At 33.3% G+C, this 24,403-nt stretch carries 22 protein-coding genes and 1 tRNA gene; 8 read left to right on the forward strand and 15 right to left on the reverse strand.

Features of this window, described 5'->3' with window-relative positions:
* The 9 genes from BP92_RS16160 to BP92_RS0110850 form a co-directional block, all read right to left on the reverse strand.
* Nucleotides 1-277: helix-turn-helix domain-containing protein (locus BP92_RS16160; protein WP_026725112.1), on the reverse strand; the 277-nt coding region annotated here is incomplete at its 3' end.
* A 119-nt stretch (nucleotides 278-396) separates the two neighbouring features.
* Nucleotides 397-2,187, reverse strand: coding sequence for an acyl-CoA dehydrogenase family protein (locus BP92_RS0110815; RefSeq protein ID WP_026726084.1), 1,791 nt, complete (start codon nucleotides 2,185-2,187; stop codon nucleotides 397-399).
* Nucleotides 2,188-2,208: 21 nt separating this feature from the next.
* Nucleotides 2,209-3,393 (reverse strand): acetyl-CoA C-acyltransferase, encoded by a 1,185-nt coding sequence (locus BP92_RS0110820; RefSeq protein WP_026726085.1) that lies wholly within the window; start codon nucleotides 3,391-3,393, stop codon nucleotides 2,209-2,211.
* A gap of 3 nt (nucleotides 3,394-3,396) precedes the next feature.
* Nucleotides 3,397-5,787, reverse strand: a complete 2,391-nt coding sequence (locus BP92_RS0110825) for a 3-hydroxyacyl-CoA dehydrogenase/enoyl-CoA hydratase family protein (protein ID WP_026726086.1) — start codon at nucleotides 5,785-5,787, stop codon at nucleotides 3,397-3,399.
* Between the two features lie 18 nt (nucleotides 5,788-5,805).
* Nucleotides 5,806-6,246: a MarR family winged helix-turn-helix transcriptional regulator gene (locus BP92_RS0110830; RefSeq protein WP_026726087.1), complete on the reverse strand. Its 441-nt coding sequence runs from the start codon at nucleotides 6,244-6,246 to the stop codon at nucleotides 5,806-5,808.
* A gap of 128 nt (nucleotides 6,247-6,374) precedes the next feature.
* On the reverse strand, nucleotides 6,375-8,147 hold the full coding sequence (locus tag BP92_RS0110835; RefSeq protein ID WP_026726088.1) for an AMP-dependent synthetase/ligase: 1,773 nt from the start codon (nucleotides 8,145-8,147) through the stop codon (nucleotides 6,375-6,377).
* A 123-nt stretch (nucleotides 8,148-8,270) separates the two neighbouring features.
* Complete coding sequence (locus BP92_RS0110840; RefSeq protein WP_026726089.1) at nucleotides 8,271-9,125, reverse strand: DMT family transporter; 855 nt, start codon at nucleotides 9,123-9,125, stop codon at nucleotides 8,271-8,273.
* A gap of 76 nt (nucleotides 9,126-9,201) precedes the next feature.
* Nucleotides 9,202-12,969: a phosphoribosylformylglycinamidine synthase gene (purL, locus tag BP92_RS0110845; protein ID WP_026726090.1), complete on the reverse strand. Its 3,768-nt coding sequence runs from the start codon at nucleotides 12,967-12,969 to the stop codon at nucleotides 9,202-9,204.
* Between the two features lie 84 nt (nucleotides 12,970-13,053).
* Nucleotides 13,054-14,589 (reverse strand): hypothetical protein, encoded by a 1,536-nt coding sequence (locus BP92_RS0110850; protein ID WP_026726091.1) that lies wholly within the window; start codon nucleotides 14,587-14,589, stop codon nucleotides 13,054-13,056.
* 226 nt (nucleotides 14,590-14,815) lie between these two features.
* Here BP92_RS0110850 and BP92_RS0110855 point away from each other — a divergent pair, with 226 nt between their 5' ends.
* The 4 genes from BP92_RS0110855 to BP92_RS0110870 all read left to right on the forward strand — a co-directional run bounded on the left by BP92_RS0110855 (nucleotide 14,816) and on the right by BP92_RS0110870 (nucleotide 17,172).
* Nucleotides 14,816-15,241, forward strand: coding sequence for a hotdog fold thioesterase (locus BP92_RS0110855; protein ID WP_026726092.1), 426 nt, complete (start codon nucleotides 14,816-14,818; stop codon nucleotides 15,239-15,241).
* Entirely contained in the window at nucleotides 15,241-16,275 is a 1,035-nt protein-coding gene (locus BP92_RS0110860) for an isochorismate synthase (protein ID WP_026726093.1), read from the forward strand. Before BP92_RS0110855 ends, BP92_RS0110860 begins: the two co-directional genes overlap by 1 nt.
* 30 nt (nucleotides 16,276-16,305) lie before the next feature.
* Complete coding sequence (gene bshB1, locus BP92_RS0110865; protein ID WP_026726094.1) at nucleotides 16,306-17,022, forward strand: bacillithiol biosynthesis deacetylase BshB1; 717 nt, start codon at nucleotides 16,306-16,308, stop codon at nucleotides 17,020-17,022.
* Nucleotides 17,023-17,096: 74 nt separating this feature from the next.
* Nucleotides 17,097-17,172 (forward strand) — tRNA-His (locus BP92_RS0110870).
* A gap of 56 nt (nucleotides 17,173-17,228) precedes the next feature.
* On the opposite strand, the gene BP92_RS0110880 is transcribed toward BP92_RS0110870, so the two are convergent.
* Nucleotides 17,229-18,155, reverse strand: a complete 927-nt coding sequence (locus tag BP92_RS0110880; RefSeq protein WP_026726095.1) for an SIMPL domain-containing protein — start codon at nucleotides 18,153-18,155, stop codon at nucleotides 17,229-17,231.
* Between the two features lie 160 nt (nucleotides 18,156-18,315).
* Here BP92_RS0110880 and BP92_RS0110885 point away from each other — a divergent pair, with 160 nt between their 5' ends.
* The 3 genes from BP92_RS0110885 to BP92_RS0110895 all read left to right on the forward strand — a co-directional run bounded on the left by BP92_RS0110885 (nucleotide 18,316) and on the right by BP92_RS0110895 (nucleotide 20,639).
* Nucleotides 18,316-19,215, forward strand: coding sequence for a hypothetical protein (locus BP92_RS0110885; protein WP_026726096.1), 900 nt, complete (start codon nucleotides 18,316-18,318; stop codon nucleotides 19,213-19,215).
* On the forward strand, nucleotides 19,181-19,759 hold the full coding sequence (locus tag BP92_RS0110890; RefSeq protein WP_150111922.1) for a hypothetical protein: 579 nt from the start codon (nucleotides 19,181-19,183) through the stop codon (nucleotides 19,757-19,759). The genes BP92_RS0110885 and BP92_RS0110890 overlap by 35 nt, the downstream gene beginning before the upstream one ends.
* Before the next feature lie 76 nt (nucleotides 19,760-19,835).
* Entirely contained in the window at nucleotides 19,836-20,639 is an 804-nt protein-coding gene (locus BP92_RS0110895; RefSeq protein WP_026726098.1) for a hypothetical protein, read from the forward strand.
* Nucleotides 20,640-20,730: 91 nt separating this feature from the next.
* Here BP92_RS0110895 and BP92_RS0110900 read toward each other — a convergent pair whose 3' ends face one another.
* Genes BP92_RS0110900 through BP92_RS0110910 form a run of 3 tightly spaced genes read right to left on the reverse strand, consistent with a single transcriptional unit; the run spans nucleotide 20,731 to nucleotide 22,431 of the window.
* Nucleotides 20,731-21,297 (reverse strand): YceI family protein, encoded by a 567-nt coding sequence (locus BP92_RS0110900; protein WP_026726099.1) that lies wholly within the window; start codon nucleotides 21,295-21,297, stop codon nucleotides 20,731-20,733.
* Nucleotides 21,298-21,330: 33 nt separating this feature from the next.
* Complete coding sequence (locus BP92_RS0110905) at nucleotides 21,331-21,963, reverse strand: NAD(P)H-dependent oxidoreductase (RefSeq protein ID WP_026726100.1); 633 nt, start codon at nucleotides 21,961-21,963, stop codon at nucleotides 21,331-21,333.
* Nucleotides 21,964-21,978: 15 nt separating this feature from the next.
* Nucleotides 21,979-22,431, reverse strand: a complete 453-nt coding sequence (locus BP92_RS0110910; protein WP_026726101.1) for a MarR family winged helix-turn-helix transcriptional regulator — start codon at nucleotides 22,429-22,431, stop codon at nucleotides 21,979-21,981.
* A 128-nt stretch (nucleotides 22,432-22,559) separates the two neighbouring features.
* Here BP92_RS0110910 and BP92_RS0110915 point away from each other — a divergent pair, with 128 nt between their 5' ends.
* A complete protein-coding gene (locus BP92_RS0110915; protein WP_026726102.1) occupies nucleotides 22,560-22,868 on the forward strand; it encodes a rhodanese-like domain-containing protein in 309 nt (102 codons plus the stop codon).
* 63 nt (nucleotides 22,869-22,931) lie between these two features.
* Here BP92_RS0110915 and BP92_RS0110920 read toward each other — a convergent pair whose 3' ends face one another.
* Together BP92_RS0110920 and BP92_RS0110925 are read right to left on the reverse strand one after the other, a co-directional pair.
* Nucleotides 22,932-23,426: a hypothetical protein gene (locus BP92_RS0110920; protein ID WP_026726103.1), complete on the reverse strand. Its 495-nt coding sequence runs from the start codon at nucleotides 23,424-23,426 to the stop codon at nucleotides 22,932-22,934.
* A gap of 217 nt (nucleotides 23,427-23,643) precedes the next feature.
* On the reverse strand, nucleotides 23,644-24,321 hold the full coding sequence (locus tag BP92_RS0110925; protein ID WP_026726104.1) for a Crp/Fnr family transcriptional regulator: 678 nt from the start codon (nucleotides 24,319-24,321) through the stop codon (nucleotides 23,644-23,646).
* Nucleotides 24,322-24,403: the final 82 nt, after the last annotated feature.

The raw sequence follows: 24,403 nt of genomic DNA on the forward strand, positions 1-24,403 counted from the left end.
ACAGCAATCCTTTGTAAACGAAGTGTTTAAGTTTTTTGTGGGTGTTTATTTTGTCCTTATTTCTTTTATTTAAGTAATCATCTTTAGCAAAGAAATCTGCAATAGAAGCTTTGTAAATATCTGTTGGTTTAATAACCCAATTATTAACTTCACGAGTAATTGTAGATCTGTTTCTATTGAGTTGTTTAGCAATATAGCTTTTAGACTTGTTTTCTTTGAGTAAAGTCTCAATAACAATCCGTTCATTTAAGGTTAATCGCCTGCGTAATTTTTCCATAATTCAACAAAGATAAAATTTATCATTTGTTGCATTAAGTTATTGAATTCTCCATAATAAAAAACCATCCGCTACAACGGATGGTTTTTTTAAACAAACTAAACCAATTAATTGCTGTATTAGAAAGCGTATTTGTTTTCGCTAATAATTTTTGCAGCAATTTTTTCACGAAGACCAATTACATTTGGCATGTTCGTATATTTTGTAAAACGTTTTAATCCCATTAACATCATACGTTGTTCGTCGCCTTCAGCAAAAGAAACGATTCCTTCTTTTCCTTTTTGGTTTACGATATCTACTGCATGATATAAGTATAATTTTGCCATAGCAATTTGCTCCTGAACTTTGTCTTCGCCTTCTTTTTTAGCTAATTTCTCTGTTCTTAGAATAGTACTTTCAGCCATATAGATTTCGATTAAGATATCAGAAGCCGCCATTAATAATTGTTGGTGTGACTCTAACTCTGGTCCGTATTTTTGAACAGCAGCACCTGCAACCATTAAGAATACTTTTTTCAATTTAGCTATCATTTCTTTTTCTTCAGCAAATAATTCTGAATAATCTGGAACATCGAAAGATGGAATTCCCATTAACTCTTCAGCTACAGCCATCGCTGGACCTAATAAATCAACGTGACCTTTCATTGCTTTTTTCACTAACATACCAACGGATAACATTCTGTTGATTTCGTTAGTTCCTTCGTAAATTCTTGCGATACGAGCATCTCTCCAAGCACTTTCCATTGGAGCGTCTTCTGAGAATCCCATTCCGCCAAAAATTTGAATTCCTTCATCTGTACATGCTTGAACATCTTCAGAAACTGCTACTTTTAAGATAGAACATTCGATTGCGAATTCTTCAACACCTTTTAATTCAGCTTCTTGGTGCGAATTTCCTTCACTAACTCTAATGTTGATTCTGTTTTCAATATCTGCAGCAGCTCTATACGTAGCACTTTCACCTGCATAAGCATTTGTTGCCATTTCAGCAATTTTAGCTTGAATTGCTCCAAAACTTGAAATTGGCGTTTTAAACTGAACTCTTTCATTAGCATAATTTACTGCTCCAGTAATTGTTCTTCTTTGTGCTTCTAAACACGCAGCAGCTAATTTAATACGTCCAACATTCAAAGCATTCATTGCAATTTTGAATCCTTCGCCACGACCTGCTAACATATTCTCAACAGGAACTTTAGTTTCGTTGAAGAAAACCTGACGAGTAGAAGAAGAGCGAATACCTAACTTGTGTTCTTCATCTCCTAAAGAAATTCCGTTTGATGGATCATTTTCAACGATGAAACCTGTGATGTTTTTATCATCTTCGATACGAGCGAAAACGATGAATACATTACAGAATCCAGCATTTGAAATCCACATTTTTCCACCAGTGATTTTATAATGTGTTCCATCCTCTGAAAGCACAGCTTTTGTTTTTCCTGAATTTGCATCTGATCCAGCTCCTGGTTCTGTTAAACAGTAAGCACCAAACCATTCGCCAGAAGCTAATTTTGGTACATATTTTTGTTTTTGCTCTTCAGTTCCGTATAACGTAATTGGCATTGTTCCAATTCCAGTGTGCGCTCCAAAAGCTGTTGAAAATGATCCCGTTGCTCCTGAAATGTAATCACATACTAAAACGGTATTAATGAATCCCATTTCCATACCACCGTAAGCAGCAGGAACAGCAACGCTTAAATAACCAAGTTCTCCCGCTTTACGCATTACTTCTTCGGTAAGGGAGTAATCTTTCTTTTCGAAACGCTCTTTGTTTGGCCATAATTCTTTATCTACGAATTCGATAACCGAATCACGCATCATGATTTGCTCTTCATTGAAATCTTCTGGTGTGAAGATATCTTCGCATTTTGTTTCTTTTACAAGGAATTGTCCTCCTCTGATGATATTTGACATAACTTATTAAGTTTTATAGTTTTATTTTAAAAATTCAAAAATTCCGGCAGCTCCTTGACCAGTTCCAACACACATTGAAACGATTCCGTATTTGCTGTTTCTAAGGCGCATTTCGTCAAACAATTGAACGGATAGTTTAGCACCAGTACAGCCTAGTGGGTGACCCAAAGCGATAGCTCCACCGTTAACATTTACGATTTCAGGATTTAAACCTAATTCTCTCACAACTGCTAAAGATTGTGCTGCGAAAGCTTCGTTTAATTCAATTAAATCGATTTGTTCTTGTTTTAATCCCGCTTGTTTTAATGCTTTTGGAATTGCAGTAACTGGACCAATTCCCATGATTCTTGGTTCTACACCTGAAGCAGCGTAGCTTACCATTCTTGCAATTGGTTCTAAGTTTAATTCTTTTACCATTTCTTCGCTCATGATTAAAACGAAAGCAGCTCCATCACTCATTTGTGAAGAGTTTCCAGCCGTAACCGAACCATCAGCAGCAAATACAGGTCTTAATCCTGCTAAAGCTTCTACTGAAGTTCCTGCTCTTGGACCTTCGTCTTTATTTACTACATAAGATTTTGTTTCTTTTTTACCATTTTCATTGATAAACGTTTGTTCGACTGTGATAGGAGCAATTTGTTTATCGAATTTTCCTTCTGATTGCGCTTTCAACGCTTTCATGTGTGATTGATAAGCAAATTCATCTTGATCAGCTCGAGAAACATTGAATTGTTTTGCAACAGCTTCAGCCGTTAATCCCATTCCCCAGTAATAATCTTCGTGACCTGCAGCGGCAACTTTATAATCTGGTGTTGGTTTATAACCTCCCATTGGAATGTAACTCATACTTTCTGCACCACCAGCAATGATACAATCTGCCATTCCAGACTGAATTTTAGCTGTTGCCATTGCTATAGTTTCTACACCAGAAGCACAATATCTGTTTACTGTAACTCCAGGAACATCCGTGATTTTTAATCCCATTAATGAAATTAAACGTCCAACGTTTAAACCTTGTTCTGCTTCTGGCATGGCGTTTCCTACCATTACGTCATCAATACGTGCTTTGTCGAAATCAGGCAAATCCTTCATCATGTGTTCGATGGTTTCTGCTGCTAATTCGTCAGGTCTTTTGAATCGGAATAAGCCTTTAGGAGCTTTTCCAACTGCTGTTCTATATCCTTTTACTATATATGCTGTTCTCATTTCTTAGTTTCTTAATGGTTTCCCTTTGGTTAACATGTACTGAATTCTTTCTAAAGATTTTCTTTCTCCAGTTAATGATAAAAATGCTTCTCTTTCTAAATCCAATAAGTACTGTTCAGAAACTAATGTTGCTTCTGATAAATCACCACCAGCCATTACATAAGCTAATTTGTTAGCGATTTTCTTATCGTGTTCAGAAATGTATTTACCCGCTTCCATTTGGTCAGTTCCTACTAAGAACATTCCTAAAGCTTGTTTACCTAATACTTTGATGTCTTTTCTTCTTACGGGTTGTGTATATCCTTGTTCAGCCATTTGTAATGCAACTTGTTTAGCTGTAGCGATTTGACGATCTTTGTTTACCACAACGATATCTCTTCCTTTTTGTAAAACGCCAGTATCAAAACCTTCGTAGGCTGAAGTAGCTACTTTTGCCATTCCTACGGTTAAGAAATATTCTTGAAGCACATTTAATTCTACGTCATTTTTACGGAATAAATCAGAGGCTCTTAACGCCATTTCTTTAGAACCACCACCACCAGGAATTACTCCAACACCAAATTCTACTAATCCGATGTATGTTTCTGCAGCAGCAACCGCTCTATCAGCGTGCATTGTTAATTCGCAACCACCACCTAATGTCATTCCGTGAGGAGCAGCGATAACTGGAATTGCAGAATAACGACAACGCATCATCGTGTCTTGGAACATTTTGATAGCCATGTTTAATTCGTCATATTCTTGTTCGACAGCCATCATGAAAATCATTCCTAAGTTTGCTCCAACAGAGAAATTAGCACCTTGATTTCCAATAACTAAACCATTGTAGTCTTTCTCAGCAATATCAATAGCTTTGTTGATTCCTTGTAAAACACCAGCTCCGATAGAATTCATTTTTGAAGTAAATTCTAAATTGATGATGCCATCACCTAAATCGGTAATGATGGAATCGCTGTTGTTCCATATTTTTTTGCTTTCGCGAATGTTATTTAAGATAATGAAGGCATCCTGACCCGGAATTTTCTCTACTTTTTTATTCGTGATAGAGTAGAAGTGAGTTGCTCCATCTTTAATAGAATAGAAAGAAGTAGTTCCTGAAGCCACCATATCCGTTACCCAAGAAGCAGGTTGATAGCCTTCCGCTTTCATTAAATCAATTCCTTTTTCAACTCCGATAGCATCCCAAATTTCGAATGGACCATTTTCCCAACCGAATCCTGCTTTCATAGCATCGTCAATTTTGTAGAAAGCGTCAGTGATTTCAGGAATTCTGTTTGAACAGTATTGGAACATAGAAGCAAAGTTTTTTCTGTAGAAATCACCTGCTTTGTCTTTTCCAGTAACTAAAACTTTAAATCTGTCGATTGGTTTTTCAATCGTTTTGGTTAATTCTAAAGTCGCGAAAGATGCTTTTTTATTTGGTCTGTAAGTTAAAGTATCTAAATCTAAAGTTAGAATGTCTTTTCCTTCTTTTTTGTAGAAACCTTGTCCGGTTTTACTTCCTAACCATTTGTTTTCCATCATTTTGTTAACAAATTCAGGAAGTTTGAATAATTCATGCGCTTCGTCGTTTGGACAATTTTCATAAATTCCGTTAGCCACATGAACTAATGTATCTAAACCAACCACATCAACCGTTCTAAAAGTAGCTGATTTTGGACGACCAATTACAGGTCCAGTTAATTTATCAACTTCTTCAACCGTTAATCCCATTTCTTTTACTTGGTGGAATAAACTTTGAATTCCGAAGATTCCAATTCTATTTCCAATAAAAGCTGGAGTATCTTTTGCAACAACTGAAGTTTTTCCTAAGAACTTTTCACCATAACCATTCAAGAAATCTAATACTTCATGCGATGTTTTTGGTCCAGGAATGATTTCAAATAATTTTAAGTAACGAGCAGGGTTAAAAAAGTGCGTACCACAGAAATGTTGTTGGAAATCTTCGCTTCTTCCTTCGCTCATAAATTGAATAGGAATACCAGAAGTATTTGAAGTGACTAAAGTTCCTGGTTTTCTATATTTATCAACTTGTTCGAAAACAATTTTCTTGATGTCTAAACGTTCTACAACTACTTCGATAATCCAATCTGCAGTTGCAATTTTCGACATATCATCTGTAGTATTACCTGTAGTAATTCTTGAAGCAAAACTTGGATGATAAATAGGTGAGGGTTTCGATTTTAAAGCGTTAGCTAAATGATCATTTACTAATCGATTTCTAACGGCTTTACTTTCTAGAGTTAGTCCTTTTTTCTGTTCGGCTTCGGTTAGTTCGTTTGGTGCGATGTCTAATAGTAAGACTTCAACCCCAATATTAGCAAAATGGCAAGCTATACCACTTCCCATAATCCCGGAACCAATAACAGCAACTTTTTTAATATTACGTTTCATGTTGTTGATAGGTTTGTTTTATTTGTCGTTATAGATTTTCTTATCGGTAATTAATTCGTTTATAATTTCAGCAACTTCCATAAAGTGTTGTAATTTTTCTTCACTTACATGTTGTTTTACTGCTTCATTAAAACGAAGTACAGTTTCTTTAGAAAGTTCTCTTTTTTCTTTCCCGTCTTTTGTTAATTGAATGATTACCCCTCTACCATCAGTTGGGTTTTTTTTACGAGTAATCAAACCTCTTTCTTCCATAGATTTTAAGGTTCTGGTTAAGCTTGTTGCTTCCATTCCCATTTTCGGACCGAGTGTCGTAGAGGGTGACCCTTTTTCTCTATCAATGCTAAGAAGGGCAAAACCTGTTGCCATTGTAGCTCCGTATTTTGCTGCTTCTTCATTATACATTCTTGCAACTGCTTGCCAGGTTGTGCGTAATGCATAATCTATAGTTTTATCTTTCATATTGGTTTATAATCAAAACTTCTTCAAATATAAAAAAAAATACTATGCATGCATAGTATTTTTAATATTTTTTTTAAAATTTAACATTTTAAAAAAGCAAAACCCACATTTCGTGGGTTTTAGCGTTTTTATCCGTAAATTTTTTGATATAAGTCGTTATATTTTTCTTTAATAATTTTACGTCTTAATTTCATAGTTGGTGTTAAGTGACCAGCATCGATAGACCAAATATCAGGGGTAAGTTCAAAGCGTTTTACTTTTTCCCAATTCCCAAATTTTTCATTACAATGGTCAATTTCTTCTTGAATTCTATCGATTACCATTTTACTAGCACAAAGTTCTTCATTAGAAGAAAAAGTAGTATTGTTATGTCTGTGTGCCCATTCCGTAACAAATTCAAAATTAGGTTGAATGAAAGCTGCTGGCATTTTTTCGCCATCACCAATTACCATAATTTGCTCGATGAAACGAGATTGTTTGAAAGCATTTTCTAAAATCTGAGGCGCTACATATTTTCCACCAGAAGTTTTGAACATTTCTTTTTTACGATCGGTAATTTTTAGGAAACCATCTGCATCAATTTCTCCGATATCGCCGGTGTGGAAATAACCATCTTTTAATGCTTCTGCTGTTTGAGTTTCGTCTTTATAATACCCAATCATAACATTTGGACCTTTACATAAAATTTCTCCGTCTTCAGCAATTTTAACTTCTACACCATCTAAAATTTTACCTACAGTTCCAATTCTAAAACTATTATTTCTCATATCATTTACAGAAATAACAGGAGAAGTTTCTGTTAAACCATAACCTTCCATAACTGGAATGTTAGCAGCACAAAAAACTTTTGTTAATCTGGTTTGAAGCGCAGCACTTCCTGAAACTAATAATTCTAATTCGCCTCCTAAACCTTCTTGCCATTTTGAGAAGATTAATTTGCGAGCAATTTTAAGTTTGAATTCATAGAATGGACCGTTTTGTTTATAAGGTTTGTATTCCATTCCTAAATTTAATGCCCAGAAGAAAAGCGCTTTTTTGATTCCAGTTAAATCGGCACCTTTAGCATAAATTTTGTCGTAAACTTTTTCTAATAATCTTGGTACAACCGACATTACATGTGGTTTTACCTCTTTTAAGTTATCAGATATTTTTTCAATACTTTCAGCAAAGTAAATAGAGATTCCGTAATACTGATATAAATAAGTCAACATTCTTTCGAAGATGTGACAAATAGGTAAGAAACTCAACGCTCTTGTATCACCAGCTCTTAATGGAACTCTAGGCGCACTCATTAAAACATCGGAAACTATATTTTGATGAGATAACATAACACCTTTAGGTCTTCCTGTTGTTCCAGAAGTATAGATAATTGTTGCTAAATCAGTTGTAGCAACATTATTTTTTCTATCTTCAACTACATCTTGGTTTGAAGTATCAGCACCCAATTCTAAAATTTCTTTCCAACTTTTGCATCCTGCAATATCATTGTAAGAGAAAACGTCTTTTAATAAAGGAACGTTAGCTTTTATACTTTGCAATTTTTCATATACCTCAAGATCAGATACAAAAACATATTGCGATTCTGAGTGATTTAATATGTATTCATAATCCTCAGCCGAAATAGTTGGATACATTGGAACGGTTTGCGCTCCAGTCTGCAATACACCAATATCTGTTATATGCCATTCTGTTCTATTGTTAGATGAAATGATGGCAATTTTATCATTTCTATTTACACCTAATCGAAGTAAACCTCTTGAAATAGCATTGGCTTTATCTAAATATTCTTGAGTAGATGTTTTAATCCACTGACCTTCATATTTTGTAACTAAAGCATCCTTTAAATTATACTTTTCTAATTGATGATAAGGAAAGTCAAATAAGCGTGTTATATTATTCATAATTCGCAATTGTTATTTTATGCAAATTATAAAAATAAAATTAATTAAACAATTTTTTAAATAATTGATAATCTATAAGTTAGTATTTTGACAAAAATAAAATACTATGCTTGCCTACTAATTTTAATAAAATTGTGAAAATGTTATAAAAATTATTGAAATTATAGCAAGCAAAATTCCTAAATAGTTCCATTTAGTCATTTTTTCTTTAAAAAGTAAGATTCCCGTTAAACTTCCTAAAATAATTACGCCCATATTCATACCTGCAAATACTGTTGACGGATTTTCGGATAAGGCTTTGTGCGCTTTTAAATAGAATAAAATATTTCCAAAATTTAAAATTCCTAGAGCCAATCCCCAAAGTATATTTTTTGATTCTAACTTTACTTTTTGAACCAGAATTTTTCCAATTAGAAATAAAATCGAAATTATAAATGCACCACAAAAAATAATGAATAAGGAAGTTGTAAAACTAAAATCTTTAAAAACGGCAACTTTCTTAAATAGGATGTCAATAATTCCAAATCCTAACAAAACCAATAAAGGATAAACCCAATTATCTGATTTACTTTCTGATTTTTTATTTAAGGTGAAGAATATGGCAGAAAATCCAACAATAAATCCAATAATTTTTAGTTGACTAAACGTTTCATTAAATAAAAAGTAAGAAGCGGTTAACGGAATGAATAAAGATAATCGTTGGGCAATATCGGTTTTTACGATTCCGACTTCTTTTATTGATTTGGCTTGAATTAAAAATACAATTGGCAATAAAATAGCTAATCCTATGAAAAGCGGATAAGGAATCGTTTTTTCTTTGAAAGTTAATTCGGGTTGGAAAGTTAAATAGGTGAGGAGTAAAGCCGAAAAATAATTAAACGTAATGATTTGAAAAATATTCAATTGAAATCGTTTGGCTACTTTTAGAAATATCCCAACCGTTACACTACAAATTACGCTTAAAATGACAAACCACATCGTTATTTAATTTTACACAATAGTACAAAAAAAGCATCTTAATTAAAAGATGCTTTTTTATAAAAGTTTGGATAAATTATTTTTTATTCTCAATCCATTTTCTTGCATTCACAAATGCTTCTAACCAAGGAGAAACTTCATCTTTTTGTCCACGTTCAGGATAATGTGCCCAGTTCCAAGGGAAAGTTGAACGCTCAATGTGTGGCATCATTACTAAATGTCTTCCCGTTGTATCACACATCATAGCCGTGTTGAAATCAGAACCATTTGGATTGGCTGGATATCCTTCGTAAGCGTATTTCGCTACAATATTATATTTATCTTCTGAATACGGTAATTTGAATTTTCCTTCTCCGTGTGAAATCCAAACACCTAAAGTTGTTCCTTCTAAAGTGGATAACATCACCGAATTATTCTTCTGAACTGTTACCGATGTAAAGCCACTTTCGTGTTTGTTTGAAGTATTGTGGTGCATTTTTCCATGAACTTCGTGTTCTGGATTGATCAGTTCTAATTCCATTAATAACTGACAACCATTACAGATTCCAACTGAAAGTGTGTCTTCTCTTTTGTAGAAGTTTTTCAAAGCAGTATTGGCTTTTTCGTTGTATAAAAATGCTCCAGCCCAACCTTTAGCCGAACCTAAAACATCTGAATTAGAAAATCCTCCAACCGCTCCAATGAATTGAATGTCTTCCAAAGTTTCTCTTCCCGAAATTAAATCGGTCATGTGCACATCTTTTACATCAAATCCAGCTAAGAACATAGCATTTGCCATTTCACGTTCAGAATTACTTCCTTTTTCGCGAATGATAGCGGCTTTTGGTCTTGGTTTTGAAGCATCAATTATAGGAAGTTTTCCATCAAAATGTGAAGGGAAGGTAAATTGTAATTTTTGGTTTTTGTAATTGTCAAAACGTGCTTGCGCCATTCCGTTTTTAGATTGTTTTGAATCTAATAGGAAAGAAGTCTTGTACCAAGTATCTCTTAAAGTCGCAATACTAAATGTTAAACTATCATCTCCGTTGATAACCGTAAACGCATCACCATCGATAGCCGAACCAATTTTGAAAATTTCAATATTATGTTGTGCGAAAGTTGCTTCCATTTCAGCATTTGCTTGGAAAACAACTCCGATATTTTCATTAAATAAAGCTTTAACCGTATCTTTTTCTCCTAAAGAAGTCAAGTCGATTAACGCTCCTAATTTATCATCAGCAAAACACATTTCTAATAAAGTTGTGATTAAACCACCACTTCCAATATCGTGTCCAGCTTTAATTTTTCTTTCTTTGATTAAATCCTGTAAAACGTTGAATGCTTTTTTGAAGAATTCCGAGTTTTGAATGGTTGGAACATCATTTCCAATTTTATTCAACACTTGAGCGAATGAACTTCCCCCTAATTTAAACGAATCTTGCGATAAATTGATGTAGTAAATGTTTCCGCCATTTCTTTGTAAAACAGGTTCCACTACTTTCGTAATGTTCGAACAATTTCCGGCAGCTGAAATAATAACTGTTCCTGGTGCAATTACTTCATCATTTGGATATTTTTGTTTCATCGAAAGTGAATCTTTTCCTGTTGGAATATTGATTCCCAATTCAATAGCAAAATCAGAACATCCTTTTACTGCTTCGTATAGACGAGCGTCTTCTCCTTCATTTTTACAAGCCCACATCCAGTTAGCCGATAACGAAACCGATTGTAAACCATCTTTTAGAGGAGCCCAAACGATATTCGATAACGCTTCAGCAATAGCAGTTCTTGAACCCGCAACAGGATTTACTAAAGCTGAAATAGGTGAGTGCCCAATCGAAGTAGCAATTCCTTCTTTTCCTTTGAAATCCAATGCCATTACGCCGACATTGTTTAAAGGCAATTGTAACGGTCCAACACATTGCTGTTTGGCAACGCGTCCACCTACACAACGGTCTACTTTATTGGTCAACCAATCTTTACAAGCTACGGCTTCTAATTGTAAAACTTGACTTAAGTAGCTTCCTATATTTTCTTTTGAATATTTTAAATCTGAATAGTTAGTTGCAACGGTTTTATCCGTCATTATCGTTTTTGGCGAACTTCCGAAGAAATCTTCCAAAGCATAATCCATTGGTTTTACACCAGTTGATTTTGATTTTTCCTCCGTATTATTTAAATTTTGGAAGTCAAGAACCCGATTTCTATATTCATCGGTAAAATATTTTTCGTTTCGGGTTTCGAATGTAAATCTATGGTCGTTGGTTACGTCACCTACTTGATACATTGGAGAACGCTCTCTGTCTGCAATTCTTTGTAAGGTTTCGATGTCTTTTTCACCAATAACCAATCCCATTCTTTCTTGCGATTCGTTTCCGATGATTTCTTTTGCTGAAAGAGTAGGGTCACCAACAGGTAATTTATCTAAATCGATTAATCCTCCCGTTTCTTCTACTAATTCTGATAAACAATTCAAATGTCCGCCTGCTCCATGATCGTGAATGGAAACAATTGGATTGTTATCACTTTCTACCAAACCACGTATAGCATTAGCCGCACGTTTTTGCATTTCTGGATTCGAACGTTGGATAGCATTCAATTCAATTCCTGAACCAAAAGCACCTGTATCTGCAGAAGAAACTGCAGCACCGCCCATTCCAATTCTATAATTTTCTCCACCTAAAATAACAATTTTATCGCCAGCCGTAGGTTTCTTTTTAATCGCTTGATCTAATTTTCCGTAACCAATTCCACCCGCTTGCATGATAACTTTATCGTAACCTAATTTTCTGCTTTTGGAAGCTGAGGCACTCGAAGCTTCTTCATGTTCGAAAGTTAAAATAGACCCTGTAATTAATGGTTGTCCAAATTTATTCCCAAAATCAGAAGCTCCGTTAGAAGCTTTAATTAAAATATCCATTGGTGTTTGGTACAACCAAGGTCTTTCAGTCATTCCGTTTTCCCAAGGACGCTCATTTTCTAAACGAGAATAAGAAGTCATGTAAACCGCAGTTCCCGCTAAGGGTAACGAACCTTGTCCACCTGCTAAACGGTCACGAATTTCTCCTCCAGAACCTGTTGCAGCTCCGTTGAATGGTTCAACTGTTGTAGGGAAGTTATGCGTTTCAGCTTTTAAAGAAAGTACCGAATCAAATTCCTTTTCTTGGTAGAAATCAGGTTTGTCAGCGCTTTTTGGAGCGAATTGTGTTACTTTCGGACCTTTTACAAAAGCTACGTTATCTTTATAAGCTGAAACAATATCGTTTGGATTGGTTTCTGATGTTTTCTTAATTAATTTGAATAAAGAAGTTGGTTTTTCTTCTCCATCAATCACAAAAGTTCCGTTGAAAATTTTATGACGACAGTGTTCTGAATTCGCTTGTGAGAAAGCAAAAATTTCAGAATCGGTTAATTTTCTTCCTAATTTAGTTGAAAGATTATTCAAATATTCAACTTCTTCTGGGCTTAGTGCTAAACCTTCTGATTTATTGTAAGCGTCAATATCCTCAATATCCAAAATTGGTTCTGGTTGGATATTAATCGTATAAATTTCTTGGTTTAATTCCGAATACTTTTGCGAAAGCATTGGGTCGAAATCATTAAAATCGGCAGCTACTTTTTCAAATTCCTCAATACGAATGATGCCAGAAATTCCCATGTTTTGAGTAATTTCTACAGCATTGGTACTCCAAGGTGTAATCATAGCGGCACGTGGTCCAACAAAAAAATCCGACAATACGGATTTTTCTATTTTATGTGCGTTGCCAAAAAGCCAATTTAATTTGTTGATGTCTTCTGATGAAATCTCGTTTTGCGTTTGAACCGCAAAAACCGTGTTGGATTGGTTTCCGAAGAAATGAATCATTGTATGTAGTTGTTTGTGTTGTTGTTTGAAAGTGCAAATTTATTCTAAAAAAAATAACAATCAAAATAATATGACTACTTTAAGTTAATCAAATGTAGTCCAGTTGTAAGCGCCCATATCAGTAGCGCCACTTCTTAAATTATTTAAAATATCATTAAAAGTTGAATAAGTGTTATCTGCAGTTCCTTTAGCTGCTGAATCTTCACCAATAATTAATTCATTATTTCTAGCGTCTTTAAAATCAGGATTATTATTTGTTGAATTTCTAGCAATCAAACAAGTATCAAACAATGCGGTATTTGAAAAATCATAGAGCGGATTATTCGTAAATTGATTACTAAAATCAGCAAATTTGATTAAACAATGATCAAAATTGTAATTAAAAGTGGATCCTCTTTTCTTTAAACTAATTGCTAAATTAGAACTTCCATAAATTATACAATTCTTGAAGTTAGCTTTTGTTAAAGGTTCAATAATGTCACCGGTGTCGGACTGAATATAATCATCTAATAAAACTGCGGTTTGCGTTGGACTCGGCCAATAATTTGCAAATGTACAATGTGTAAATTCATAACTTCCACCATAACTTCCTGCAAATGAAATTTGGCCACAATTATTAATAACAACATTTCTTCCTTCTATATTTCCATCTCGGGCTAAAATACCCACATTTGAACAATTATAAATTTGAGTATTTTCTAGATCTAAAGTTGGAGTAGAAGTTCCATCATTTCCTGAAACTAAAATTCCGACAGTAGCATTTTTGATGGTTAAATTAGAAAATTGATTATTGGTACTTCCTTGCGTTAACCAAATGGTTCCCCATTGACCCGGAACTTCTGAAAAATCGGGCTCTAAACGATCACCTTCAAAGATAACTTCGTTTTCTAGAGCTTCAGTAGTTGAGGAGCTACCATTTACATGAATGGAAGCATTATTAGCAACAATCAATCCTGATTCGGCATGAAAATGCACTCTTGCTCCTGCATCTACAACAAGTGTTTTATTAGATGGAACAGCGGCATAACCATAAACTACATAAGGTTTGGTATTGGTCCAATGCAATTCGTTTCCGTTCGTTGGGTCAGCTTCGTCTAAGTAAAATCCGTAAATTTCATCATCACCAATAGGTAATGTTTCGGTGGTTCCATCAGAAAAACGTTGAGGGTATAAGAAAATCGCATCTTGAATTAATGTCACTAATTCCACTTTTTGAGTGCTTGGACCTTCTCCAAATAAAATTTGGTCCGTATATAAAAAATCGGTAGGATTAGCATCGGCAACATCTGCAGTAACAGAAATGAAAACATACATGCTGTCTTTTGCTAATATTTCCACATTTTCAAATACTTGACCTGCCATTCCATCTACCATTAATCGGTATTTTGAATTTACTCCATTGGCTAATTTAACGGACGGAATTGAGATATTTTTATCACTTCTATTGTACACTTTTAGAGTATAAGTGCTGGAACCTATATTTGTAAAAACAGTATCTAAATACACCGTATCTTTTGAAAATCGTAAACCTCCTGTTTTAGATTCAAAATCAAAATCGTTTCGGCAAGAAGTTAATGAAACGGCAAATCCTATAAGTAATAAAAGTAAATAACGACGCATGTATAGTTAATTTTGGTAAATGTAATTATTAATTTTAAATCTGTAAAAACAAAATGTGTTTAAAATTCATATGAAAATATTTATTGATTTTTATAGGTCATAAGCAATCACCTTTTATTAATAAGTGTTTGCAAGCAAACGATTTGTTAGTGGTGATTTCTTACTAAAACGTTAAATCAGTTGAAATATTCTATTCGGAATGCTTAATTTTACAAAAAATAAAGTTATGATGTTTGATAGAGAAAAAATGTTGCAATTGTGTAACGATTGGAGCGAAAATACTTTAATGAATACCTTAGAAATCGTTTACACCGATGCTGGGGAAGATTTTTTAACCGCTACAATGCCAGTAAATCCAAGAGTACATCAACCAATGGGATTATTGCATGGTGGAGCTTCTGTTGCGCTTGCAGAAAGTGTTGGAAGTGCCGCTTCTTTAATGTTTGTAAATCCAGAAAAACAAGAAGTGCGCGGTATCGAAATTTCAGCAAATCATTTGAAGAGCAAGCGTGAAGGAATGGTAACAGCTACGGCTAAAATCATTCACAAAGGAGCTAGTTTGCATTTATGGGAAATTAGAATTGTAGACGAAGAAGGAAAGTTAATTTCGCTTTGTAAATTAACCAATATGGTATTATCGAGAAGACAATAATGCAAGTTTTTGAGGAAATAAATACACTTTTATCAGCACAAAATCCCTTTGTTTGCTATGTAAAACCAAATGAATCTATTTGGAATCTACTTGGACAACAAAACGATGAAATCATCGAATTTTCCAATCAAGCTGGATTTGTTTTTATGCCTTTTCATGAAGGAAAACAAGTGGTAATTCCGTTTGAAGGCAATAAGTTTTCGCAAGGAAATTTTGAAAATTTAGAGCAAAAAACTGCTGAAAATTTTACTTCTGAAAGTAATCAAAAAGAGGATTTTGAAGATTTAGTTTTCAAAGGAGTTTCGGCTATTCAAAAAGGCGAATTTGATAAAGTAGTTTTGTCTCGAAAATTGATTTTGAAGGAACAAATCGCTATTGTTGAAACCTTTCAGAACTTGATTCCGAGCTATCCAACGGCTTTTCGCTATTTGTTTTTTCATCCGAAAGTTGGTTTGTGGATGGGAGCAACGCCAGAACAATTGGTAAAAATCAATCAAAATCAGTTTGAAACGGTGGCTTTGGCGGGAACGCAATTGCATTCAGAAAACGTAATTTGGGCAACCAAAGAAATTGAAGAACAACAATTTGTAACCGATTTCATAGTAACTAAAGTAAAAGATAAAGTAATTAAACTTATAGTTTCTGATGCTAAAACAGTTAAAGCTGCCAATTTAGTACATTTAAAATCATTTATTTCAGGTGAATTAACTTCTGATTTTCAAGCGAATGATTTGATTAAGGCGTTACATCCAACACCAGCGGTTTGTGGTTTACCCAAAGAACAAGCGATTGATTTTATTCTGAAAAATGAAGGTTATAATCGAAAATATTACGCCGGTTTTTTAGGTGAATACAATAAAAACAATCAAACCGATTTATTCGTAAATTTACGCTGTTTAGAAGTGGAGAATGATGTTGTAACTATTTACGTAGGTTGTGGCATCACAAAAGACAGCAATCCTGAAAAGGAATTTATTGAAACGGAAAACAAATCGATAACCATGCGAAATGTTTTAGTTGCGAAACACTTTTAAACTCTTAAACGATAAACTTATAAACTAAAAATGAAATTAGACATATTAGCTTTTGGAGCGCATCCAGACGATGTAGAATTAGGTTGTAGCGGCACCATTGCCAAAGAAGTTAGCCTTGGTAAGAAAGTCGGGATTATCGATTTAACTCGTGGCGAACTTGGTACACGTGGTTCAGTTGAAATTCGTAATTCAGAATCGGCTAAGGCTTCTGAGATTTTAGGTGTTGTGGTGCGTGAGAATTTAGATATGCGCGATGGTTTTTTCGTAAACGATGAAGCACATCAATTGAAAGTGATTGAAATGATTCGTAAATACCGTCCAGAAATTGTGTTATGCAATGCGATTACTGATAGACATATTGACCACGGAAAAGGAAGTAAATTGGTAAGCGATGCTTGTTTTTTATCAGGTTTACGCCAAATTAAAACCGAGTTGAATGGCGAAGCTCAAGAAGCGTGGCGTCCAAAAGTAGTGTACCATTACATCCAATGGCAAAATATTAAACCTGATTTTGTGGTGGATATTTCTGAATTTATGGATAAAAAAATGGATTCTGTGTTGGCTTATGGTTCTCAGTTTTATGATCCAAATTCAAAAGAACCGGTTTCACCAATTACTTCAAAAAACTTTTTAGATAGCATAAATTACCGCGCTCAAGACCTTGGAAGGCTAGTAGGAGTAGATTATGCAGAAGGTTTTACTACCGAAAGATATTTGGCTGTCAATAGCTTAGGAGATTTGAAATAAAATTGTAGTAAAAAAGTAAAAAAAATCTTTGCAAGATAGAAGTAAACCCCTATATTTGCACTCGCAAAACAAATGGTGATTGTAGCTCAGTTGGTTAGAGCGTCGGATTGTGGTTCCGAAGGTCGCGGGTTCGAGACCCGTCTTTCACCCTTAACATTGGAAAGCCCTGAAGTAATTCAGGGCTTTTTTTATTCTACAAACTTTCCTTAAATCGAAGTATCAATTTTATACGTCATCGTAAGCGTCAACACATATTGAATACCAACTTCCGTTTGGTTGGGATTGATGACTTTGTCAAAACCAGCACTGGAAATTCCGTCGTAGTAGAAGGTTTTGTTTTTTCGGGCGATTTTCTTTAGGTATTGGTTGCGGTTGTTGTAATTGGTTTCAATTTCTGCCGATTCAAAAGCTTGGTACATTTTGTATTGTGTTTTTGGGAAAACCGTTGCAAATTCTTCAGTAGCGCTTGGTGTTCCAATTACTCGCTTTCCAAACGATTTCATGTATCTGATTTTTTTTGCTTCGGCTAAAACCAAAGCTTCATCAAAAAGCGAATTGTGAATCGCATTGGTATCATTATTAAAATATTCGACTTTTATAATATCGTGAATTTCAAAATCGGAAGCTATCGCAATTAATTTTTCCAAACTATTGGCATTGGAAGTCGTAATAATGATGTTCTTTTTAATTTCAAAACCCTTGTCAATTTGCTGCGCGGTTTCTAAATTAGCATTGAAATCATAAATTTTGGTTTGCGAAATAAAATCGATGTAACAGTTTTCTTTTTTGATTCCCAACGCTTTAATTTTGTCTAAAAAGCCATCAATTCGGGTATTTATTTTTTTACTGCAACCTGAAACCGTTCCATCTTCTTGATTTAATCCCAGTGTAATGACAAATCCGTCGGCTTTTTTATTAAGTAGCATTTTTACAGTAACGGTTAAATGATTGTCGTTGATAGAAACAACTGTGTTATTGGGCAAAACATTCTGATTGTAATTGTTCTCGTTGTAGCGATTATTTCCATAAATTTGATTTCCGCTAATTTGAGCTTGAGCCACACTAAAAGTCAATACTAAAGCTAAAATAATCCAGTTAATTTTTCCGTTTAAATAAGATACTTGTGTTTTCATAATTTTGTATTTTTAAAGATTTGACTGCAATAGTACTTTCGAAAAAAGAAAAACGTTTGGTAAAACTACTTTTCTGTTGCTGTAAAGTTTTTTCGCTACATTTACAGTGGTTTTACAGTAAATAAAAATTCGCAATCAGTTACTTTTGACCCAAATAAACATGAATCCATTAGACGTATTTCAACAACTTAAAAACGATGTGCTTTTGACCTATCAGAAGCAGTATCCTTATTTTGAGGGAAATTGGAAAACGTTTAGTTCGCAAGACATTCAAAATTTAATCGATTTGATTGCCGTTCAAGTAAAACAAACGGTTAGCGAAAAATGGATTTACACACATTTGAAAGTCGAAACCAACGATAAATTGCCACGAAAAGATATGTTGGATATTTTATCGCAATTCGTCGGTTATTCGGGTTGGGATGAATATGTGTTTAAATGGAAACAAGAAGTGGTTCCGATTGTGGCTCAACGCAAACGAAATAATAAGGTTGTTTTCAGTGTTGGATTTATAGGTTTGTTTTTGATGGGATTTTTAATTTATCGCTATTTGAATAGGGAAGAAGTGCAAACCATTCCCGTAAAAAATGCCTTTACCGAAGAACAAATCAACAGTGAAGAAGTAAAAGCGGTAATGATTGAAAATGATGTAGAAACACCAATTGAAATTGTAGATTCAAAAATTCAAATTACGGCAAAGGAAAGTGCTAAAATTGTATTGAAAAGTCCGTATTATAAAGACAAAACGGTTGTTTTAGGTAAGGAAAATCCAAACGAAATCAACTTACAACCTGATGATTATGCGATGATGTTGAAAGGTTTTATGAAATCGGATATAAAAGATTGGGAAACCCGAAAAGAGCAATTGCAAAAGATTTTAGCTGATGATTTAGAAGTTTTGGTGATGTTGAAAAATGATTTGGGAATTGAATATTTCAACAAACAAGAATTTTCAGAAAAGTTGATTGTTCCAAGTGTTGCTTTGAAGCGAATGAAAGTGATTGACATTCAAAGTAATGATAAGAATGAGATTAAATTTATACGAATTATACAAGAATAAGATGTTTTTACGAAGCTGTATTTTTATGTTTTTGTTATTCACATTTTCCTTTTATGGTCAAAATGCGAATACGCCTGCTTCAACGGCAATAAAAGCAAATTTTACAATGGCTTCGGTAAAAGCGTATCAGGAAAGCGCGACATTAAAAGTGGAAGATTATTACCAATATCTAACTTTATTATCAAGTGAATCAACATCGGAAACTTTAAAAACAGAAATAAAAACTACTATTTACAGCTTATTTGAAAGCGAAAATATAAAAGTCATCGATTTTACCTCAACTGAAAATGCTACTATTTCATTGCAAGAATTGATTGATAAAATTACGAATAAGAACTTTTCATTTTCGGTTGCTAATTTTGAAAATTCTATTGTATCAACAGATTATTGGACAACACAATACCAACTTACTGTTATGCAAAACAAAATTCCAATGGAATTTCAATATTATCAAAAAATTGGATTTAAACCTGTTGTAAAATCTTTTGGAACCACCAAAAAAGAAGTTTGGACCTTGTTTTTAGGAGAAGTTACCTTGCCATAAATTTTCTACTTTACGGATTTCCGTATTTATCATGAAAGTAATTTCTTATATTTGGAACTTTAACACCAATTAAACAATGAGAAAATTACTTATCATCTTCATTGGAATTACCGCTTTTGGTCAATCTAATTTAGATAAAGAAATTGCTAAAATAGTAGATGAAGGCAAAATGCTTTATAATTCAGAAATGGCTTCTTGGTATGGTACTGATATTTTTATTGAACTCTATAAGAATTCAGAAAATATTGGCGGTTATTTTTCATATACGGATAACGATGTTCCAAAATGTATCTTTTTTTCAAAAGATAAAAAACCAAAAGTTATTGGCACAATCAATTTTGAAGCTAAAATTAAATTGGAAACTGCAAAAGCCGATTTAAAAGAAAGAGAATTCACCAAAAATGAATTGGACTATTATGAGCTTAGAAAAGAAGCTATGAATATTATTTATTCCGATACTATTTTTAAACATTATAATAATACGAGTTTTAATGTTGTGCCAATAATTAATAAAAAAGAAAAAAAAGTATTTGTTTTAACCGGTCCAAAAGTTAATAACGTTATTATTTTAGGAAATGATTATTTAATGAATTTTGACAAAAATAATAAACTGTTAAATCGTAAAGCATTACATAAAAATATTATTCCAATTCAGATTGATGGAGATAAAAAAATTGAAGCTACAATGCACAGTCATTTACCAGAGACTGGCGAATTTATTACTTCAACTGATATTTGTACTTTAATGCTTTATGGAAAACTTTACAATTTAAAAGAACACTTTGTTGTTTCTGAAAAGTATGTTTCCGTTTGGGATTGTGAAAAAGATACTTTAAATGTGATGACTAGAGAAGCTTTTGAGAAAATGTTAGAAGAATAATGATTCCTCTTTTCTAGAGTAAAAAAACAAAAAAAGCCTTGAATTTCTTCAAGGCTTTTTTTGTTTTTCATAGCAAAGTTTCCCAGTTCAATTAGAATACTAATTTCACTTTTAATTCGAATTCGTCGCTGATTGTTTTGTCTCCTAAGTTGTCGAAGAAACTTCCAGATCCGTATTGGATTCCGTATTTAGTTCTGTCAACTTTTAAAGAAGTTTCAGCAGCATTTTTTCCAACAGTTAAATCAAATTTAATTGATTCTGTTTTCCCTTTGATTGTTAAATCAGCAGTTACAGCGTAAACACCATTTCCTTTTTCACCAAGAGATTTGATAACTAAAGTAGCCGTTGGGAATTTTTCAACACCAAAGAAATCGTCAGATTTTAAGTGACCATCTAAGTTTGCTTTTCCTTTACCTTCTAAATCAGTTGTATTAATTGTAGTCATGTCAACTGTAAAGTTTCCTCCTACTAATTTTTTTCCTTTGAAAATTAAAGTTCCTTCTTTTAAAGTAATTGTACCTTCGTGAGAACCTGTTACTTTTTTACCAACCCAGTTGATAGTACTTTTTGAAGCATCTACTTTTTTACTTGTTTGTGCAGTAGTTGCAAATGATACGAAAGCTACAAGAGCTAAAGCGATTGATTTGAAATTTTTCATGTTTTAAATTGTTTTAAATGTTAATGGTTATAATTAAATAGTAGTAAATAATTCTTGTTTTGGTTTTCTAACTTTTGCATAGTGTTGTGTTGCGTCTTCTTCATGACGGTATCCTACAGCTGCTACTAATGAAGCGTTTAATCCTAATGCATTTAATCCTAAAATTTCATTGTATTTTTCTGGTTCAAAACCTTCCATTGGCGTAACGTCGATTTTTAATTCTGCAGCAGCATTTAAAAGATTTCCTAAAGCTAAATACGTTTGTTTTGAAGTCCAAACTGCTTTTTGTTCCACTGGTAAAGGAACAATTTTCGATTTCATAAAGTCTGAATATCCTTTTAAATCTTCAACTGATAAACCTCTTGTATCTGCAATGTTTTGAACATAAGCATCAATATCACTTTCTTTAACATCTACAATGTTAGCAAATACCAATAGGTGAGAAGCGTCAACAATCTGCGATTGTCCCCAAGAAGCTGGTTGTAATTGCGCTCTAACTTCTGGATTTTCGATGATGAATACTTTGTATAACTGTAAACCATAAGAAGACGAACTCAATTGAATTGCATCTTTTAAAGTTTCTAAATCTGATGCTGATACTTTTTTAGTAGCATCGAATTTTTTGGTAGCGTAACGCCATTTTTGATTTTCTATAAAATTTGTCATAGTAATTTTTGGGTTTTAATTTCTAAATTTTTCAAGCAATTCGTTTAATAATTCTAATTCTGCAACAGTCAAATTTTGAGAGAATGATTGCTCATGAGCTTCTACTAAAGGATCCAATTGTAGTAAAAGTTCCAAACCTTTCTCCGTAATAGTGATTTCCATTTTACGGCGATTGATTGGGCAAACTTCTCTAAGCACTAATTCTTTTAATAACAATTTGTCAACTAAACGTGTGGTGTTACTGGTTTTCGCAATCATGCGTTCTTGTATCATACACATATTAGCAGGCTTTCCTTTCTGACCTCTTAAGATGCGTAACACGTTAAATTGTTCAGGGGAAAGGTCAAATGGCTTTAATATCTCATTAAACTTTTCCGAAATGACATTTTGAGTATACAAAACATTCAATAATGTTTTCTTCTCCATTGCCATTGGTGTGTTAGGTTTTATGATTTCTTCTATTCTCATTCGATGTTGTAAAATTTGTATGTACAAATGTAGTAAATATTTTATTTGTATGTACAAATGTTTGATAAATTTTTGTTAAAGTTTTAAAATTGCATTTTTTGATAGTACTTTTGGAAAAAAAAGATACAATGACAAACTTAGATCAAAATACGTGGTGGAGCCAGTTTTTGCAAGATTCAAATGGTGTTATAGTAGATGTTCGTACCGAAGATGAATTTAACGATGGTTATATTCCAGGTGCGATTAATATTGATATCTATAAAGGACAAGGTTTTATCTATAGAGTAGAGGAGTTAGATAAATCGAAAAACTATTATGTGTATTGCGCCGCTGGTGTACGTAGTGCCAACGCCTGTAATACCATGGAACAATTAGGTTTTGAAAACACTTTTAATTTACTAGGTGGCTTTTCTAATTGGGAAGGACCAACAGAATAAAGAAATCCGCTGAAGAGCGGATTTTTTTTTGTGGGTGCGGAATGCAATTCATGCTATCGGGAATTAGTTTCCATAATAATTTTTAATTTTATGATACTCTTCAATTTCTTTTTTGTTATTCTTTTCTGCTTTAGGACTTACTCCTGACCAAAAATTAGTATTATCTTTAATAAGTTGTATTTGATTTGGTAATTTTTCAATTCTTTTGCCTAATTGAAAATGGTTATTAAATTTATAATTCCAAATTACAGTGTGTAACTTATTGTCAATTGCATCGTAAACTACAGGAAAGGATTGTATAGGTTCTTTACTAAGATTTTCAACAAAATCATCTCCATTTGAAGTTGAACATGTGAAATAGTTGTCTCCTACTTTATATATATAGCAAAAGTAATTTGTTTTTCCATTGTCAATTCTATAATAATGAGCAACTGTTATTGAACCTTGCTTTGTTAATTTATCGCACCATTCAGATCTCCTCATGAATACTATTATTGATATTATCATAAGTAGCCCGAATATTGCTGTAAATTCTTTTATCGTTTTTTCATTCTTCATTTAGAATAAAATTTTATTATTATTATATTTAATAGCCGATATTATATAATTTGAGAGAGTTTTTTATAACGTTACAATTTTTTATACTATCAATTATTTTAATCTATTCAATTTATTTTTATAAATATCTGATAAACCTCAGTCTTATCTTATTCAAAAATACTAAAAAAATCTTACAATTTCACTCAACAAAAAATCCGCTCTTCAGCGGATTCTCTTATGTTAATCGTTTTAATTTATTTTTATCTAACAGTGTAATCTTCTTACCCGTTAACTCAATATAACCTGATTTATTTAACTCAGATAACAATCGAATACAACTTTCAGTTGCGGTTCCAATCATTCCTGCTAATTCTTCTCTGGATAGTTGAATGTGTAAGGTACCATCTTCGTTCTTGCCAAAGGTTTCCTCTAAGTAAATTAAAGTTTCGCCTAAACGTTGACGAACGGTTTTTTGTGCCATGTTGACCATGTGATCATCGGCTCCTTTTAAATCATCGCAAATAGTGCGCATCACATTCATTGAAAACTGATTGTTTTGCGTAAAGAATTGCATGACTTCGCTACGAGGAATAAAACACACTTCCATATCTTCTAACGCAACAGCACTCAAATTAGCAGGTTCGTCGCTAATCATCGAACGTTGGCCTAATAATTCGCCTGGTTTTACCAATTTTACAATTTGGTCTTTCCCGTTGTCGCTAAGTTTTGAAAGCTTACAAACGCCATCTTTGATGCAGTAAATACCATTAGTTACTTCTCCTTCTTCAAAGATAGGTTCCCCTTTTTTAATAGTGTACGAAGTTTTGCATTCGGCCATGCGAAGTAATTCATCTTTATTTAAGGCTTTTAATGAACTAAATTGCCTCACAATACACTGTTCGCATTTACTCATAATAAGATTTTGTTTAATGTGTTTACAAAATTACAAAATTGTATGACAAATATCATATTTTGATTTATATTTATTGATGAAC

It is taken from the genome of Flavobacterium sasangense DSM 21067 (assembly GCF_000686885.1).
GTDB classification, from domain to species: Bacteria; Bacteroidota; Bacteroidia; order Flavobacteriales; family Flavobacteriaceae; genus Flavobacterium; species Flavobacterium sasangense.